The 18,924-nt window shown below is 40.5% G+C and carries 15 protein-coding genes; 8 read left to right on the top strand and 7 right to left on the bottom strand.

Annotated features, from left to right (window positions below; translation table 11 throughout):
• Positions 1-97: 97 nt before the first annotated feature.
• Both glsA and HMAT_RS06615 read right to left on the bottom strand, forming a co-directional pair.
• Complete coding sequence (glsA, locus tag HMAT_RS06620; protein WP_104381968.1) at positions 98-1,129, bottom strand: glutaminase A; 1,032 nt, start codon at positions 1,127-1,129, stop codon at positions 98-100.
• Positions 1,130-1,177: 48 nt separating this feature from the next.
• Positions 1,178-2,566 (bottom strand): family 10 glycosylhydrolase, encoded by a 1,389-nt coding sequence (locus HMAT_RS06615; RefSeq protein ID WP_158655647.1) that lies wholly within the window; start codon positions 2,564-2,566, stop codon positions 1,178-1,180.
• Positions 2,567-2,882: 316 nt separating this feature from the next.
• Here HMAT_RS06615 and HMAT_RS06610 point away from each other — a divergent pair, with 316 nt between their 5' ends.
• From HMAT_RS06610 to HMAT_RS06585, 6 genes are all read left to right on the top strand, one after another.
• Positions 2,883-4,049: a porin gene (locus HMAT_RS06610; protein ID WP_104381967.1), complete on the top strand. Its 1,167-nt coding sequence runs from the start codon at positions 2,883-2,885 to the stop codon at positions 4,047-4,049.
• A gap of 20 nt (positions 4,050-4,069) precedes the next feature.
• Complete coding sequence (locus HMAT_RS06605) at positions 4,070-5,500, top strand: anion permease (RefSeq protein WP_104381966.1); 1,431 nt, start codon at positions 4,070-4,072, stop codon at positions 5,498-5,500.
• A gap of 11 nt (positions 5,501-5,511) precedes the next feature.
• Complete coding sequence (locus tag HMAT_RS06600) at positions 5,512-6,168, top strand: succinate dehydrogenase cytochrome b subunit (protein WP_104383328.1); 657 nt, start codon at positions 5,512-5,514, stop codon at positions 6,166-6,168.
• A gap of 10 nt (positions 6,169-6,178) precedes the next feature.
• Positions 6,179-8,095 carry a fumarate reductase/succinate dehydrogenase flavoprotein subunit gene (locus HMAT_RS06595; protein ID WP_104381965.1) on the top strand — a complete coding sequence of 639 codons (1,917 nt, stop codon included), beginning with the start codon at positions 6,179-6,181 and terminating at the stop codon, positions 8,093-8,095.
• Between the two features lie 11 nt (positions 8,096-8,106).
• Positions 8,107-8,856: a succinate dehydrogenase/fumarate reductase iron-sulfur subunit gene (locus tag HMAT_RS06590; RefSeq protein WP_104381964.1), complete on the top strand. Its 750-nt coding sequence runs from the start codon at positions 8,107-8,109 to the stop codon at positions 8,854-8,856.
• A 197-nt stretch (positions 8,857-9,053) separates the two neighbouring features.
• Positions 9,054-10,001, top strand: coding sequence for a polysaccharide deacetylase family protein (locus HMAT_RS06585; protein WP_233789128.1), 948 nt, complete (start codon positions 9,054-9,056; stop codon positions 9,999-10,001).
• 42 nt (positions 10,002-10,043) lie between these two features.
• Here HMAT_RS06585 and HMAT_RS27385 read toward each other — a convergent pair whose 3' ends face one another.
• A complete protein-coding gene (locus HMAT_RS27385; protein WP_371412038.1) occupies positions 10,044-10,370 on the bottom strand; it encodes a GNAT family N-acetyltransferase in 327 nt (108 codons plus the stop codon).
• Positions 10,371-10,583 carry a GNAT family N-acetyltransferase gene (locus tag HMAT_RS27380; protein WP_233789126.1) on the bottom strand — a complete coding sequence of 71 codons (213 nt, stop codon included), beginning with the start codon at positions 10,581-10,583 and terminating at the stop codon, positions 10,371-10,373. It abuts the gene before it with no gap.
• Between the two features lie 523 nt (positions 10,584-11,106).
• Here HMAT_RS27380 and HMAT_RS06575 point away from each other — a divergent pair.
• Positions 11,107-14,343 carry a TonB-dependent receptor gene (locus HMAT_RS06575; RefSeq protein WP_104381962.1) on the top strand — a complete coding sequence of 1,079 codons (3,237 nt, stop codon included), beginning with the start codon at positions 11,107-11,109 and terminating at the stop codon, positions 14,341-14,343.
• Positions 14,344-14,415: 72 nt separating this feature from the next.
• Entirely contained in the window at positions 14,416-16,287 is a 1,872-nt protein-coding gene (locus HMAT_RS06570) for a RagB/SusD family nutrient uptake outer membrane protein (protein ID WP_104381961.1), read from the top strand.
• A gap of 48 nt (positions 16,288-16,335) precedes the next feature.
• On the opposite strand, the gene HMAT_RS06565 is transcribed toward HMAT_RS06570, so the two are convergent.
• The 3 genes from HMAT_RS06565 to HMAT_RS06555 form a co-directional block, all read right to left on the bottom strand.
• A complete protein-coding gene (locus tag HMAT_RS06565; RefSeq protein WP_104381960.1) occupies positions 16,336-17,556 on the bottom strand; it encodes an MFS transporter in 1,221 nt (406 codons plus the stop codon).
• Between the two features lie 89 nt (positions 17,557-17,645).
• A complete protein-coding gene (locus HMAT_RS06560) occupies positions 17,646-18,305 on the bottom strand; it encodes a FadR/GntR family transcriptional regulator (RefSeq protein WP_104381959.1) in 660 nt (219 codons plus the stop codon).
• 72 nt (positions 18,306-18,377) lie between these two features.
• Positions 18,378-18,923: a hypothetical protein gene (locus tag HMAT_RS06555; protein WP_104381958.1), complete on the bottom strand. Its 546-nt coding sequence runs from the start codon at positions 18,921-18,923 to the stop codon at positions 18,378-18,380.
• Position 18,924: the final 1 nt, after the last annotated feature.

The following is an 18,924-nucleotide window of genomic DNA, read 5'->3' as shown; positions in this document are numbered from 1 at the left end:
TGATTCCTTAGCCTTCATACAGCTATGTCGGCCAAGGAATAAACAAGTGAAATAGGAATTCGGTTTTATAAAGGGTTAATTAACAGGAGTTAATCTGTTAATCAAAAAGACTGAGCTTTCTGGCTTTGACCAGATCAAGGATCATGCGGTAACCTGCAAGCGAATTGCCATGCTGGTCTAAAGCGGGACTAAAGGCACCTATGCCCATTTTACCGGGGATACTGACCGTGATTCCACCACCGACACCAGATTTACTAGGTAAACCAACGGTACGGGCGTATTCACCACTGAATTCATACATACCGGCAATCAACATCTGTGACTGAATTAGCTGTGATAGATTTGGATCCTGATATTTTTTGTTTCCATCGTAACGGACGCAATGGTGGGCAAAAAAATAACCTATTTTAGCCAAATCCTCGACCGTAATTTCAATCGAACATTGTTTAAAATAATTATTGAGTTTTTCTTCTCCTTCGCCATCAATTAAGCCATTGTTTCGCATGATATAGAACATACCCCGATTTCGATGCCCTGTTTCCCTTTCTGAATTATAAACCGCATGGCTATAATCAATATGTTCATTTTTTGTGATGAAACGGATCATCTTGAGGAGTTTAACAAATGGTTCCTCACCTTTTCCTTTAATAAGTGATGTGGTCAGTATAGCACCCGCATTCATCATTGGATTAAGTGGTTTTCCCATCGTCTCTAGATTGCCAAAATGATTGAAAGGTTTATCTGTACCAAAATAGCCCATTTTATCAAAAACATTTTCTTCTCCATTTTCCTGGACCGCGATCATCAGTGCAATGATCTTTGATATACTCTGGATTGTAAATTTCTGTTGGATATTCCCAGCGCTGACGACAGTACCATTGCTATTGACAACCGCAAGTGCAAGGGATTTTGCATTTGCTTTGCCAAGTTCAGGTATATAATCCGCTACTTTTCCTTGTTTATAATATTGACGGTTCTTTTCAAGAATATTATTTAAAGTTGTTTGATCTAAGGTTGTTGTGTCCCATACCGTCGATGCGGTCGCAGTCCGTTGCGCAAAGCATGGGGCTATTGCTCCCGTATTGTTTAGGAAAAACAGCGTTGCTATCAAACTAAAAGTTTTATTCATTTCTTTAATCTTTTTATGAAACTTCAAAGATAGGAAAGTATGCCTATTTTAGCTATTCGAGGGTACGGGATCAACATTCCAACCTGAAAGAATGTCACCATAAAAGAAGAATGTAACATAGAAACTCTTTTTACTGACCTTATCTTTCACAAGATATTTTTTTGTTACATCGTAGCCGTCGACCTTTTTATATTTTGACAATGCGACGGGACTGGCAGTCGGATTTTCAGCCTTAACCATGTCCTGAATTTTTTGCGTGATCAATTTCATGATACCTACTTTTTTGAAGGGATCGTTTTCTACTTTATGGCCTGAGATTCGAGATAAAGTTCCATTGTTTTTTTCTTTTTTTAATTTCGCAGCTGCTGTATAGGCTCTGAAACGGTCCTTAATTTTTGGATCCTGAAGACTATGTATGGTGAAGATAGAAATACCCTGAGCACCATTGTTCAATGCCTCATCCATATCGACAAACATTTCATCATTGTTCTTGGCCATTAAACCACAATAAAGTGTGGTATGGCTTGCTTTATCACGGACATTTTCTAGGGTACAATCTTTTATAAAGCTTGGATCTTCGGTGTAAAAGTTACTATAGACCATAGGAAATACAAGATCCAGATTCCATTTCCCCCAATCCTGCCGAACCATTCGCGAAGCCATTTTGGGCGTAGGGAAAGGGGAGGCTGCCATTGTCTTTCCGTGAGCGTGCACAACATCCGCAATCATATTAGCTATTTCAGTAATCTGATCACAACGAAATTGTCTCCATTTTAAATCTTTTGAAGGATCTTTTTGTGCTCTAGGGTCATAACCGAATTGTTTTTTGAATTTTTCTATTGCAATTGGATGGTATCCATAGTCCCATGCGGCGTATTCGCGATCTTGGACGATATTATACTTTGGCCATAGCGTCGTCGGCAATACAACATCGACATAACGGTTATAGTCTATGGATATCCCCGCTAGACCTTCGACTTCACAATAAGACTGAATCTTTTGTTTAATGTAATCTTTAACTTCCGGTACGACGGGTGAAAGGAATTTATAGTAGCCCACGTACGCGGTGGTATCAGCCAAGCTCTTTCCATTTCTGTTGACACTAAACCAGTCAGGGTGTTCCTTTAGAATTTTATCGCGATCATGTTCCAGGTTCATAGTCCACAACCAAGCAATCACCTGTATGCCATATTTCTTTGCAATAGGAATTGCAATGCGGTATTCATCAGGACTTGCTGCATTTAGCATAACCCCATCTATTCCCAAATAATTCATCTCCTGACAGATGGAATCAAAATTTGTGGTTGGATTATAATCAAGCCAAGTCCAAAACATGGCCGGTTTCTCGCGCTCTGCAGCTTTGGAAATGGGAACGAAAAATCCGTAAATAATTAATAATAGACAGATACAGCATTTTCTGATTAATTGTTCTTTCATGTGATTTATTGATTATAAAATTTATCTACAATGTATTCTATTGGATGTCTACAGTTCACGAAGATCTTCAAGGTTATATTGACCGTGGTTTAGAATTTAGCATTTCATTTTACATCCAACCGTGAAAATACACAAAAACAGCGAATTTACTCAACTTCAAATATATTTGGTTAGCATTTTCTTTGAGTTATAATTTTTATTAAAAAATTAAAACCAATCATCCATTTATATGTTAATAGAGCAAGAATAGATTAATACACATTATTGACATTGAAAAGTGCGCTGGGCTACCAGTGAATAAATAATTAATTTAGATATGAGGAAACTTTACATTCCAATTTCTGTCTTATGCTTATTGCTGTATACGACTGTCAAAGGGCAGGAGCCGGGGTCGGTTGAGCCAGCAAAAAAAGATTCGGTACGGCAAAACAAAGAAGACGTAGCCTATCCTAAACTACAGGTCAAAGGACTTTTTCAGGCACGGTATCTTGTGAGCACAACGAAAGATGTTGATGTCAATGGCCTTCATCACAGTGACGGCTCAGGGACAGATAATAATTTTATGGTGAAGTACATGCGAGTGCAGATGCGTGCGCAGATCAGTAAACGAACAGAAGTGGCTGTGCTTGCCAACTTAGCGGATTTTAAAAGCGACCCAAAAACTAAGGTACTCGAAAATGCCTACCTAAAATATACTTTTAGCCCTAAGCTGGCCATTACAGTTGGTCAATTCCGACCTTGGTTTGGCATTGAAGAAACCTATCCGATAGATATTATTAAATCCTTGGATTGGTCAAATCAATATCTTGAATTTGGGAAGTTGGGCTGGGCGAGCTTTCAGATCGGGATGGCTGCAACAGGGGAAGTTAACTTAGGAGATATACCCTTCAGTTATTCCCTTTCCGTTGTTAATGGGAATGGTAAAAATCAAGTCGTTGATAATGACAATGGAAAACAATATTCAACACGCCTGGTATTCGGGCTTTCAAAAAAATATGGTGTCAATCTGGGGTTAAATGGGGGGATTGGTGAGGTCATGAAAAAGCAAGTTCATGCACTGGGAGTCGACCTGAGTGGGAATGTGGATTTTGGAAAGCGATGGAACCTGGATATGCAACTGGAAGCGAAACAGGCTATAAATCATAACTTATATTATGCGCTAGATGAGGAATCGCGCACTTCAAAGCTAAGTGATTATCTCGTTCGAGGGGTCTATTTTCTTCCAAACTTGAGATATGAAGTAAACTATTACAATCTCAGTGCATTTGAGCTCTCCTGTCGTTACGAGTATATTGACCCAAATTATAAGCTAAATGCAAACGCAAGGCAAACGTTTACACCCATGTTTGGCCTGGAGTTTTTGAAGAATTATGGCGCCCGGATACAGCTCGGACTCCAGCTCGATCGATATAAAAAGCAGACTCAGAATACCAATGAATACAATAAAAATTTATTTATCGTACAAGTACAAAGTAGATTCTAATCTTTTAAATCCCAATTCTTATGAAAGAAATTAGTATCAGAAATGTTGCCATCACCTTTATTGTTGCGCTCATTTTGTGGTTTATTCCCGTCCCTAAAGGCGTTAGTCCTGAGGCTTGGCACCTGTTTGCCATATTTGCTGCTACGATACTCGGTATCATTCTAAAGGCTGCGCCAATGGGTACCATGTGTATGATGGCAATCGCTTTCACGGCACTCACACAAGTACTCGCGCCGGGAGATGCCGGCAAATCGATTACCAAGGCACTGACCGGTTTTGGAGACAAAGTTATCTGGCTGATCGGAATTTCCTTTTTCATCGCGAGAGGTTTTATCAAAACGGGTTTGGGGAATCGTATTGCATTTCTTTTTATTCGTGTATTTGGAAAAAGTTCGCTCGGATTGGCTTATGGTTTAGGGTTGGCAGATGTATGTTTGGCTCCTGCAATACCCAGCAATACAGCTAGAGGTGGTGGTATCATCTATCCGATTATGAAATCCATGGCCATCAGCTTCGATTCTGTACCTGATAAGCCTGAGACGCATCGAAAATTAGGTTCCTATCTAACATTGAACAGCTACTACATGAATTTGATTGCATCCTCCATGTTTTTAACCGGAACAGCGAGCAATCCGATGTGTCAAAAGTTCGCCGCCAATCTTGGAATTGACATTACTTGGATGTCCTGGGCTGTTGCTGGATTTATTCCCGGAATCGTAGCCTTTTTTGTTGTTCCACTGGTACTCTATAAACTTTATCCACCGGAACTAAAAAAGACGGGCGATGCGCCTAAAATGGCCGCGGAAAAATTAAAGGAAATGGGACCAATATCCAGAAATGAATGGCTGATGTTATTGGCATTTTTTATTCTTCTGGCACTTTGGATTTTCGGGGGCTCTCTGTCTATTGACGCGACCACAACTGCATTTATCGGCCTGACCTTGCTTTTGCTGACTTCGGTACTGACTTGGGAGGATGTAAAGACGGAGAAAGGCGCCTGGGATACAATTGTCTGGTTTGCCGTTTTGGTGATGATGGCCAGTTCGCTGAATGAACTTGGGTTTATCGGCTGGTTTAGTGACTTGATCAAGGTACAGATTGGGGGACTGAGCTGGCAAATCGCTTTTCCAGTAATTATTTTGGTGTACTTCTTTAGCCATTACATCTTTGCAAGTGCTACAGCCCATGTCGCTGCAATGTACGCTGCTTTGTTAGGCGTTGGAGTATCATTAGGTATTCCGCCCATGTTATTGGCTATGATGCTTGGGTTCCTCGGCTCCATATACGGTGTATTGACACATTATGGGCATGGGCCAGCGCCAGTTTTTTTTGGTAGCGGTTATGTTGATCTCAAGTCCTGGTGGTTACGCGGTCTGGAAATCGGGATTGTCCTCCTTATTATTTATATGGGTGTAGGAGGGTTATGGATGAAAGTTATTGGTTATTATTAAAGAAAAAGCTTATGCTATCGACCTTATCAAAGAAGATGCTCATGTGTTTAACAGGGTTATTTCTCGCTTTCTTTTTGCTGATTCATTTTTTGGGAAATCTGCAATTATTTTTACCCCGGGAGCAGGCGCATTTACAATTTAATGCGTATTCACATTTTTTGTCTGGAAATATCCTGATAAAAATAGTTTCCTATGTGCTTTATTTGAGTATCATCCTGCACGCTATTGATGGATTGGTCATTACGATAAAGAATAAAAAAACGGGCGGAGCGTATCAGTCAGACCGTCGTGGACGAGCAAGTAAATGGTATTCGCGAAACATGGGAATTTTGGGTACGCTTATCCTTATTTTTTTGGTGATCCATTTCCAGAACTTCTGGTATGTATATAAGTTTGGCGCTCCACCACTGGATGCAAAAGGAAATAAGGATCTCTATATATTGGTTATTGCGGTGTTTCAACAATGGTGGTATGTACTTATCTACGTTTTGTCAATGGTGGCATTATGTTATCATCTTGTTCATGGAATTCATAGCGCGGTGCGGACCTTGGGCCTGTATCATCCAAAATTTGTCCGTTGGTTTAAAGCAATTGGGATTACTTATTCGATTATTATTAGCATTGGTTTTGCATTGATGCCAATTTATATATTTTTTACTGTTAACTAAAGGCGAAGACATGACTTTAAACTCAAAAATACCAGCGGGACCTTTGGAGGAAAAATGGACACGCTATAAAAAAACGGCAAAGCTTGTAAACCCGGCGAATCGAAAAAAATTGGATGTCATTGTTGTGGGAACGGGATTAGCGGGAAGTTCGATCGCTGCATCCCTTGGCGAAATGGGCTACCAGGTCAAGTCCTTCTGTTTTCAAGATAGTCCCCGAAGAGCCCATTCCGTGGCAGCCCAGGGTGGAGTCAACGCCGCAAAAAATTATAAGAATGACGGCGACAGTGTCTATCGAATGTTTGTGGACACGTTAAAAGGGGGAGATTTTCGTGCCCGTGAAGCTAACGTCTACCGAATGGCAGAATGTTCCTTGAATTTGATAGACCAAGCCGTGGCGCAGGGGGTCCCTTTTGGACGTGAATATGGCGGCTATCTGAACAACCGTTCTTTTGGTGGGGTTCAAGTGAGTCGTACGTTCTATGCCCGGGGGCAGACCGGGCAGCAGCTGCTATTAGGAGCTTATCAGGCGTTGATGCGTCAGGTCGGCAAAAAAACTGTTCAGCTCTTTTCCCGCCATGAAATGCTAGATGTTGTCGTCATCGACGGCAAGGCACGCGGTATTATTGTTCGTGATTTAGATACCGGGGTGATTGAACGACATGCTGCACATGCCGTTATACTCGCTACAGGGGGATACGGTAAAATCTATTATTTATCCACACTGGCAATGGGCTGCAATGGATCTGCAATTTGGCGAGCACATAAAAAGGGCGCATTGATGGCATCCCCTAGCTGGATCCAGGTTCACCCAACTTCTTTGCCACAATCGGGGGATTATCAATCCAAGTTGACTTTGATGTCAGAATCTTTACGTAATGATGGACGTATCTGGGTACCGTTAAAGGTGGATGAAAAAAGAGAACCAAATGATATACCCGAAAAAGATAGAGATTATTACCTGGAACGTAGATACCCTGCATTTGGTAATCTCGCACCCAGGGATATATCATCGAGAGCTGCCAAGGAACGGATAGATGCGGGCTTTGGAATAGGTCCTTTAAAAAACGCGGTTTACCTTGACTTTGCTAAGGCAATCAAGGAACAGGGGAAGCATAAAATTGCGGAGAAATACGGTAATCTGTTTGATATGTATCATAAAATAACAGGTTATGATGCGTATTCCGAACCGATGATGATATCACCCTCGGCTCATTTTTCGATGGGTGGACTCTGGGTTGACTATGAACTAATGACAACTTTGCCGGGCCTATTTGCGCTGGGTGAAGCTAATTTTGCCGATCATGGTGCTAATCGTCTAGGGGCAAATTCGTTGCTTCAAGCGTCGGTGGACGGTTATTTTATTGCGCCATATACGATCGCCAATTATTTGTCGAATGAAATTCACGCCGGAAAGATTTCTACAGATCATATAGAATTTGAAAAGGCGGAATTAGCCGTTAAAAAGCAAATTGAAGATCTGTTGCAGATTAATGGGAATAAGACTGTCGATCATTTTCATAAGATACTTGGCAAGCTATTATATGACTATTGTGGTCTGGCCCGAAATGAAGAAGGCCTTACATATGCAATAGCAGAAATTAGGAAGCTTAAACAGGAATTTTATGACAATGTCATGGTAAGTGGCCAGTCGGACTCTTTAAATACTGAATTGGAGAAAGCTGGACGTGTTGCAGACTATTTTGAAATAGGTGAATTAATGTGTTATGATGCGTTGACTCGTAAGGAATCCTGTGGTGCCCATTTTAGAGAGGAATATCAAACAGCAGATGGCGAAGCTTTACGAAATGATGCTGACTTTCAATTTATATCCGCCTGGGCGTGGAAAGGAAACGGGGAGGAGCCGGAACTAATCAAAGAACCATTGACTTTTGAAGAAATACAACCTACAGTAAGAAGCTACAAATAAAATAAACAATTATGGATTTACATCTTAAAATTTGGCGGCAGAAAGATAATCAATCAACAGGGAAACTAGTAGCCTATGATCTACAAGGACTTAACCCCCATATGTCTTTTCTAGAAATGTTGGATACATTGAATGAGAAGCTTATTGTCAATGGGGAGGAGCCCGTCGAATTCGACCATGACTGCAGAGAAGGGATCTGTGGTCAATGTGGCGTAATGATTAACGGTATCGCACACGGTCCGTTGAAACATACAACAACCTGTCAGTTACACATGCGTTCGTTCAAGGATAATGACACCATTGTGATTGAGCCCTTTCGCTCGTCAGCATTTCCGGTAAAAAAAGACTTGAAAGTGGATAGATCCGCTTTTGACCGAATTATTTCTCTTGGTGGGTTTGTATCTATCAATACGGGGCAGGCACCAGATGCTACGGTTATTCCTATTTCACATGAACTGGCAGAAGAAGCTTTCGATTCAGCGGCATGTATCGGATGTGGTGCATGTGTCGCAACTTGCAAAAATGGGAGTGCAGCCCTGTTTACCTCAGCAAAGATTACACATATGGCTTTGCTCCCGCAGGGAAAGGAAGAGAGAAATCAACGTGTACTGAATATGGTCAGACAAATGGATGCCGAATCTTTTGGTCACTGTTCAAATACAGAAGCCTGTGAGGTTGAATGTCCGCAAGGGATATCTGTGCTAAACATTGCCCGAATGAATTTCGAATATAACCGGGCTTTAATTTTTAAGAAGAAATAACGCTTTGCTAATTCAAAGCTGAGCGAGCCATTCTAACCGTGTCATTATAGGGGTAATAAACCCTTAAGACAAATAATTTTGTCGTTTTTGTAGCTGATTATCACGGAAAACAGGGATTTATGAAATATTATACTTTTAGCGTGGGTTTTTATGGTATTTTTGAAACGTAAAAAATCACTCAAGTTATTACGATAGATATGAAGTGTAGAAGGTTGTTGATTGCATTGTTCACTGGTAGTGTGATCTTAGGTTCAATGTCATGTAAAGATTTCTCAAATAAAGTATTGGGCAGTGGCAAAGAAGGCGATAGGGATACGCTAAATGAAAAGTTGACCCATAAGGAGAAGGTGCCCGTTCTGTTGAACAAATGGGATTCTCTCCAAAGAAATCAGCTACATTTTACAGTCGATAGTTTGCACCCTATCCCTGTAAAGCAACAAAAACGTAATTTAAAGGATTCGTTGCGGAGAGCCTTTGATGCTCATCCGAAACATATTTATCTGACATTTGATGATGGTCCCTTGATCGGAAGTGCCGCCATTGATTCGTTGGCAAAAGAGAAAAATATAAAAGTAAGTGTATTTTTAATTGGCAAACATGCCAATATGAGTAAAGGTAGAAAACGGGATCTTGAAAAATATGAAAATAATCCCTTGATTGCTTGTTATAACCACAGCTATACACATGCTAATAATCAATATTCAAGATTTTATAACAATCCGGAAAAGGCTTTTGCTGATTTTGAAAAAAATGAAAAGGATCTTAATCTTAAGCATAAAATAGTTAGACTCCCGGGTAGAAATATATGGATGTACGATGATATCCGCAAGATAGATTTGAAAAATGGCTCTATGACAGCTGATATGCTCCACAAAAATGGTTATCGTATTTTTGGTTGGGATGTAGAATGGCGTTTAAACAGTATTACGGGAGTTCCTGTTCAACCTCAGGAAGCCACGTTATCCCATATCCATAACTTTATGAACAATAAGAGTTCAATGGTTCCGAATAATGTGGTGTTTTTAATGCATGATGATATGTTCCAGACGAAAAAGGGACAGCAGGAGTTGTCGACCTTAATAGATGCACTTAAAAAAGATGGATATCAATTTGAATTTATGCAAGATTATCCCATTAAATATTAAAATAAATGGTCGGCCGGATATGTTACCAATAGTCGACCATTTTTAGGTTATTCCGAATTCTTGTGGATACACAACTGTTCCTTGTACTCCGGTCAAAGCCCGTTGACAGAGTTCAATGATCATACAATTTTCATCTGCCACCTCAAAAGGCATGTTAATACCATATTCCGCCATTGTCACATAGCCAAACTTTGGATAATAATTGGCATGGCCTAATAAAATAATTGATCCAAAATCAAGTTGCGCAGCGATTCGATGCGCTTCTGCAATCAATTTACTGCCAATTCCCTTCCTTTGAAACTCAGGCAACACCGCAATCGGTGCCAAAGCAAGAGAAGGATAATCCCGTTTTCTTGCTTTGTTGCGAATTTAAATTTTTGTAAGCAAGATGTAGCCAACAATTTCACCGCCGATTTCTGCTACTAAGGCAAGCTCTGGAATAAATCCGCTTGAAAGGCGTAATTTTTCAACGAGAAATTGTTCTTGATGGTCACTATATTTTTCATGTTCAAAAGCTTTCCGAATGAGTTCAAAAACTGACTGATGATCGACTGTGCTTTCCTGTCTGATGTGAATATTCATTATTAGTGTGTTTTTTTTTGGAAACGCATATTTCTATATTACTGCTACTATTAATGTCGAAATTATGAAATAAAAAACCGTTTATCGTAAAATTACGTATCCCCATATAATTCTATTACCATAATAATTAAAATCCACAATCCGGTCTTTTCAGAATATAACAGTTCTATTTTTAGTAAAAGATTGTCATAACATGTATTAAGACGATATTTTGTTAAGACTTCCGGATATGACTTGTTAGTGTATATTGTACGTTTAAGACTGTCTTGATATGATCAGATTTAAATGAAAAAAAACGATATCTTAAGGCGTTTATTTTGTATTAATTTAATGATAGTCAGATGTTTATATTTATTTTTTCGAATAGTGTGAAAATAACACTTGCTTTGTTTATTTATTTTTGTATTTTCATATAATCAAAAATTCAATTATAAACCGCCTTTGATAAGATGCTAAACCGGGTGTCTTGTGGAAGCAAATAAATAACTAATAAACATACAATTTAAACCATTAAACAGTTTTTATGATTAATTGCCATTATTTCTCAAATCAATGGAAGAGAGCGTTTTGGACTGGATCGTTGTGCTCTTTAGTCGCACTAAATCCCCAATCTGTAGACGCCGCGAGCTTTGCCCATTACGGAAATCTCTTTCAACAGGAATTAAGTGTTACTGGTGTCGTGAGGGATGAAGCTGGAATGCCAATTTCAGGTGTTACTGTCTCAGTCAATGGAACTAATTTAGTAACTAAAACAGACAATGAAGGTCGTTACAAATTGGACAAAGTTCCTGCCAATAGCACGGTCAATTTTAGAATGGTCGGTAAACAGACGATGGACGAAGTAGTCAATGGACGGAGGGCCATAGATGTAACACTTTTAAATTCTCAGTCAAGTCTTGATGAAGTCGTTGTGGTTGGTTACGGAAAACAACGGAAGGAAACAGTAACGGGAGCTGTGGCTACGGTGAAAGGGAGTGATCTCGCTCAATCACCAGCACTAAACATTTCCAATGCAATGACCGGAAGGATACCGGGGGTTATTGCTACCAACGGTAGTGCTGAGCCTGGAAACGATGGATCCACGATCAAGATCCGGGGGACAAACACTTTGGGGAATAGTAGCCCGCTAATAGTTATAGATGGTGTACCAGCCCGTGAAGGAGGGATTGAACGACTTAACCCCCGGGATATCGAGAATATCTCCGTCCTAAAAGATGCTTCTGCGGCGATTTATGGTGCAAGAGCGGCCAATGGTGTTATCCTTGTGACGACACGTCGGGGGAAAACCGGTAAACCACAGTTCTCTTATACCTTTAACCAAGGGTATTCTCAGCCAACAGTAATTCCTAAATTGACGGACGCAACACAATTTGCTGAAATCCGTAACGAACTTGAAATCTACAATCTTCCTGTGGATGAGTGGTCAGCAGCATTGACGGCTCTAAATGGTACAGGATCCTATACAAAAAAGGATGGAACTACTCTGGGAGCACCTTTTAAACCTGACGATATTCAAAAATTTAAAGATGGTTCAGATCCTTGGGGACATCCGAATACAGACTGGTATAAATCCACATTGAAGGATTGGTCCCCCCAACAACGCCATAACCTCCAGGTCAATGGTGGTACTGAGGATGTAAAATACCTTTTGTCATTGGGGTATCAAAATCAAGATGCTTATTATAAAAATTCTGCAACCGGTTACAAACAGTATGATTTACGGATTAACCTGGACGCCAATATCAGTCAGTATATCAAAACCCAATTCGGTGTATTAGGCCGGCAGGAAAACCGTAATTATCCAACTAAAAGTGCAGGTACAATCTTTCGGATGTTGATGCGCGGAAATCCGACCCAACCTGCAATTTGGCCAAATGGTAAACCCGGTCCTGATATCGAGAATGGCGAAAATCCTGTTGTTATCACGACAAATGCCACTGGGTACGATCACGACAAACGCTATTATTTCCAGACAAATGGACAGGTAGATATTACAAATCCGTGGGTTGAAGGCCTGAAGTTAACTTTAAACGCCTCTGTGGACAAATATGTGAAAAATCAAAAAACATGGGTGACACCCTGGACTTTATATTCCTGGCCGGGAGGTTATGAAGCCGACGGTAAAACACCTTTGTTACAGGCCGGTCGGCGTGGTCCCGCGGATCCGAACCTCAACCAAAGTAACGAAGATCAACTCAATATTCTGTTAGGCGGTATTTTAAGTTTTGACAGAAAATTTGGAGATCATCAAGTGAATGCGATTGCAGGGGTAAACAGAGAGACTATTGACAACGACAAATTTAGTGCCTATAGACGTTACTTTTTATCGAACAGCATAGATTACCTTTTTGCGGGTGGAGAGCAAGAGAAAAATAACGATGGGACAGCATGGAAGCGTGCGCGTCTGAATTATTTTGGTCGTTTTGGGTACAATTACAAAAGTAAGTATATTGCTGAGTTTCTGTGGCGCTATGATGGCTCTTATATGTTCCCGGAGCGTGAACGTTTTGGATTTTTCCCTGGAGCAATGGCCGGGTGGGTTGTCTCTGAAGAGAACTTCTGGAAAGAAAACATTCCTGTTATCAATTACTTCAAAATTCGTGCATCCTATGGTCAAATGGGGAACGATAATATTTATTGGGAAGATAAATTACAAGAATATCAATATTTTTCAACCTATTCATTCGGGACCTATATTGTGGATGATAAACTGGCCAAAACACTCTTTGAAAGCCGGGTACCAAACGAAATGGTCACATGGGAGGTCGCTAATAATTATAACTTAGGTTTCGACTTCCAATTCTTGCAAGGCAAAATAAATCTGGAGTTTGATATTTTCAAAAACCGCAGGAACTCCATTTTATGGCGAAAAAATGCGTCCGTCCCACAGAGTACAGGCATGACTCTTCCAGCAGAAAATATTGGTAAAGTGGATAACAAGGGATGGGAATTTAACCTAGGTTACAAAGGAAAGGTCGGCGAGCTTGGATATACGGTCGGTGTTAATGGGGGTTATGCGAAGAACAAAATTATATTTTGGGATGAAGCACCCGGTGCTCCAGCATGGCAACAAAGCACAGGAAAACCGATTAAAACAGATATCTACTATATCTATGATGGCGTATTTAAAGATGTAAATGATATCAACAATGATAAATTGGACTATAGCGCTATTGTTGGAGCCGAAACGCGAAAAAATGGTGATTTGCGTCCCGGTGATATGAAATATAAGGATGTCAATGGTGATGGGAAAATTACACCGGATGATAAGGTAAGGCGAGACAAAAATAGTGACCCAACATTTCAGGGAGGATTCAATTTTAGCTTGAGTTACAAAGATTTTGATTTGTCCGTTTTATTCCAGGGCGCAACAGGTGGAGAAATCCGTGTCGGTACAGATGAATCCGGCTCTATCGGTAATTTTCTTGAGGATTTTTACGATAAGCGTTGGAGCATAACTAATCCGAGCAGTGTATATCCACGACTAACGGATCGCAGTAACCAATATTACTCGTATAACAATACCTATTGGATGCGGAGTACAGATTACCTACGTCTAAAAAATGTGGAATTGGGTTACAATCTTCCATCGACGATCTGCGATAAAATCGGTATTGGATCATTGCGTGTTTATGCAAATGGTATGAATCTAATCACGTGGAGCAAGATCAAGATGTACGATCCAGAAGCGGTAAACGCGTTAGGACAGTATTATCCACAGGCAAGATTAATTAATGCTGGCGTGTTGTTATCCTTTTAAGTGCTAAAGATAATAAAGATAAACAAGGGTCCTATTAAAACTTATTCTCAGAAATATAAATCAGATAAGAAAATGAAAAAAATTGCGAATATATCTCTGCTTTTGCTTGTGTTATCGGCTGGTTTCCAGTCTTGTAATGACGATTTTGTGAATACAAAGCCACTTAGTGAGGTGCCGAATGAGTTGGTCTGGTCGGATGCCGGCCTGTCCGAAGCTTTCGTGGTCGAAATATACAATGGCTTTGGTGTTGGTGGTTTCTATGAACAAGAAATGGCATCCATGACAGATGAGGCACTATTCACTCACCCTAATCGCGGTATTAATACAGTCACAGAGTCACGTTCCAACCCAGCTGATCAAGGTTATATTATGGATACCTATGAATATGGCCGTATGTATGTGCGTATTCGCGCCACGAATATTGCAATCTCAAATTTGAAACAGGCCAAATTTGATCAGGAAAAAGCAAATAAATTATTGGGAGAAGCGTATTTCCTACGTGGATACTATTATCAGCAGCTCTTACGTTTCTATGGCGGTATACCGATAGATAATAAGATCTATACGCTGAATGACAAAGATTTTATGGTGCCCAGAAATAGTTACGCCGATTGTGTCACTGCCATTGTCCGCGATCTGGATAGCGCGAGTTTGCTGCTCAAAGATTTGCGGGCAGCAAAGGGGCGTGCAAGCGAAACTGCTGCATTAGCACTTAAATCGCGAGTACTCCTATATGCTGCAAGTGATTTGCATGACGCTAATAAGGCGGGTGCCAAATCTGCGCTCTTAAAAGCTTACACAAAACCAGAATATTTGATGTATACTACTGGCAGCCAAACTGAACGATGGACAAAAGCAAAGGAAGCAGCAAAAGCTGTTTTGAACCGAGCAGATTTTGCCTATAAACTGGATTTGACGTCTGCAGCCTCTGCTGAGGAAGGTACCGCAAACTATATGGCTTTATCTCTTGGTGGTGGAAGTAAAATGGTAGATGCCGGAGCTGCCAGGGACATGATCTTAGGGCGTTACTTTGTTGATGAAAAAGACGAACGCGGCGGTTGGGTTGGACGTGACAATGGTCCCAATGGTTATCATAACTGGGCGGGAAACACGCCGATACAATTACTTGTTGACGATTATGAAACGGTGGAAGGGCAAAAGTTTGACTGGTCAAATGCGACCATGGCCGCGGCTCCTTATCAAAAGCGTGATCCGAGATTGAAGGCGACAATTTTATATGATGGCGCCGACTGGAAGCCAAGGACAGCAGATGTAACAAAAAGAGATCCCAATAACCAAATTCAAAGCGGTCAATATGAAATTATTAATGCGGAAGGGAATAAAGTTACCCATTTTGGCTTAGACACCCGAAAAAGTCCTGTCGAAGATTGGAATGGCTCAAGAACGGGATATTACATGCGTAAGTTTGTTGATCCCGATCCTGCTCAGGAAGATCAGAATACAAGACAGCGCATTCCTTGGCCAATGTTACGTTATACCGAAGCTGTATTAAACTACGTAGAGGCTTGTCTTGAATTGGGGGAAGAGGCAGAAGCAAAAGTTTGGTTAAATAAAATCCGGTTCAGAGCAGGAATGCCCGCAATTGAAGAAACTGGAACGGCATTAAAAAACCGCTATCGTAATGAACGTAGGATAGAGTTGGCTTATGAAGAACATCGCTTTTTTGATGCAAGACGTTGGATGATAGCTGCCGAAACGATTGGACGTAAAGCCAATATCATCAATATCACCGGTACGCTAAAAGACAATAAGAAAGTAACCCTGTATAAATACGATCCAAGCAATTATACGTACAAATACGTTGTGAGTAATATCGACCCCGGAATTGAAAATAGAAGTTGGAACGATAAGATGTATTTTACCTCTCTACATCGTGACGAAATAAACAGAAACACAAAACTTATCCAGAATCCCGGATACTAAACGTCATTAAAAACAGCTCTCAAGGAACTTTGGAGAGCTGTTTTTTTATTATGCCTTTTTCTGACGTTCAATGTTGGGTAATAGCCCTGTTGCAATACCGATCAAGGGTAAATATGCACAGATGTTGAATACATGTTCAATGGAAGTTTTATCGGCCAGCCATCCCAGAAGGGCAGAACCAATTCCACCCATTCCAAAAGCAAGTCCAAAGAAGAGCCCTGCAATCATACCTACTTTGCCCGGAATCAATTCTGTTGCATACACCAAGATAGCGGAAAAAGCGGAGGATATAATCAGTCCGATCAGAACAGACAGTATCATGGTTAAAGTTAGCCCCACATGTGGTAAAAGCAACGTAAAAGGCGCTGCACCGAGTATTGAAACCCAAATAATGAGTTTGCGTCCATAGCGATCGCCAAGGGGCCCACCAAGTATTGTTCCGACCGCCACCGATGCCAGAAAAACAAAAAGGTAAATTTGAGATTCCTGTACACTAATGCCAAACTTATCGATCAAATAAAATGTAAAGTAGCTGGTCATGGATGCCATGTAGAAATACTTTGAAAATATCAGAATCAGCAAGATAACCAGCGCAAAGATAATTTTAGATTTCGAAAAGTTCGACTTTATCTGTGCAGAGCTATGTGCTGCGGCAGTAGATTTCGGCCTAAGGTGCAATTGATACCAATTTCCCACATAGGTAAGGATTAAGATGGCTAAAATTGCCAATACACCAAAGACACCGATATATTGTTGACCAAAGGGGATAACAATCAGTGCGGCAAGAAGCGGCCCGATCGCACCACCTGCATTTCCACCCACCTGAAAAATTGACTGCGCCAATCCTTTTTTTCCGCCAGAAGCCAAATGGGCAACACGAGAGGCCTCGGGATGGAAAATAGAAGACCCCATGCCAATCAGGCTCACTGAAAGTAAGATATAAATAAAGCTGGAAGCAAAGGCGATGCACAGTAAACCAGCTAACGAAAACAACATACCAACTGCCAGGGACCTCGGCGTGGGGTTTTTGTCGGTATAAAGTCCAACAAAGGGCTGAAGAATGGAAGCTGTCAGCTGAAATACTAGGGTAATAATACCGATTTGGGTAAAACTAAGTGCATAATTAGCCTTCAGTAGCGGATAAACAGCCGGAATAACCGATTGAATAAGGTCATTCAACAAATGGGAAATGCTAATTGCAAATAAGATAGGGTAGACTGTCTGGGAACTATTCCAAGAACCATCAGCTTTTAAAGATTCTGTTTTCATAAATTAATACATCAGGTCATCTGATGTCTTGTTTCGTGATCTACTATTAATTGATTGTCGGGGTCGTAAAGGAAAAATGGGTAAGACAATTATTTATGCAGGATAATTTGATTCGCTACTGCAACAGCCTGCTGGATATTTTTATCTTTAATTGCTTGCATTAGATCCTCATGCTGCTGCTGTGAGTCAAGGAAAGGCGTGGTGTCTTTATATATTTCCATGAAAAATTTATTAACGTGAACGGATAAGGTATCATATAAAGCTGTTAGAATGTTATTTCCGCAAGATTCGGCAATAGCACTATGGAAGGCAATATCTGCTTCCACGCAAGCGATAAGATTTTCAGCGGCGGCATATTTTGCTCTATTTTTAAGTGCAAGAGCCATATCTTTTAGTCCTTTTGCTGTTCGATTTACTGCTGCTTTTTCAATAATTTTCAATTCCAGGACCTGTCTTACCTCAAAAATATCGTTAAAATTACCTTTCTCAATTTTTGCATCAAGCGCATGATGGCCGGTCACACTTTTGATAAAAGTTCCCAGTCCCTGTTGTACATGCAAATAACCGGATTGACTTAGATACTTAACGGCTTCGCGAATTGTTGATCTTCCTACTGCGAACTGTTTCATTAATTCCGGTTCAGTAGGGAGTTTTGAATCTATCGGGAAATTGCCCAGTTTGATTTTTTCTTCAATCGCGGCAGCAACCTCCTCAGCCAAAGATCTTCTAACGATGTGTTCAGTCTTCATATAGTCATATCATCTGATGATTGCAAAGATAAGAGAATATTTAGTTGGGGCACAAATATTTTTTCAATTTTATTACCCTGCCCATCGCGGTAGCTCTTTAGCGACCTCAATAGTGGCTGAAGACTGTTGATAATGAAAGATGATTTCAGGTTCTATAGCGTTTTCTCTTACGTCTACACCTTTTAGCGTATCAAAAATATCCAGATTCCGTTTGAGCAATGGGAGTGTCCGAATGTATAAATCTTCGATAGTTTCCATACTACGGTGGGCTCGGCTATCTTTTCGTCCCTGTGCCCGGGCCAAACAAATATCGATATCATCCGTGTAGAAGAATAATATTTCTATTCTATTATCGGAACGAAAAGATTTTACCATTCTCAACATGTCGAAATGTTTTCTCAATCCTAAATTCACTTCTATTGCGAAGTCCCGGTTGGCGGAAAGTTCATGCTGTAGCATTTTTTCAAATCGCTTGTACCCACTCCTGATGCCGAGCTCGCGGTAACGCTGCACGATAAGATCTGGATCAAGTATTTTTATGCCCTCAGGAACAAATTCTGGTCCGAAAGTACTTTTACCTATGTTAGGTGGGCCAGCTATGATATATATTGTTGCCATC

The sequence above is a fragment of the Sphingobacterium sp. HMA12 genome (assembly GCF_002933815.1).
Classification (GTDB): Bacteria; Bacteroidota; Bacteroidia; order Sphingobacteriales; family Sphingobacteriaceae; genus Sphingobacterium.
This window is presented reverse-complemented; position numbering and strand designations above follow the sequence as displayed.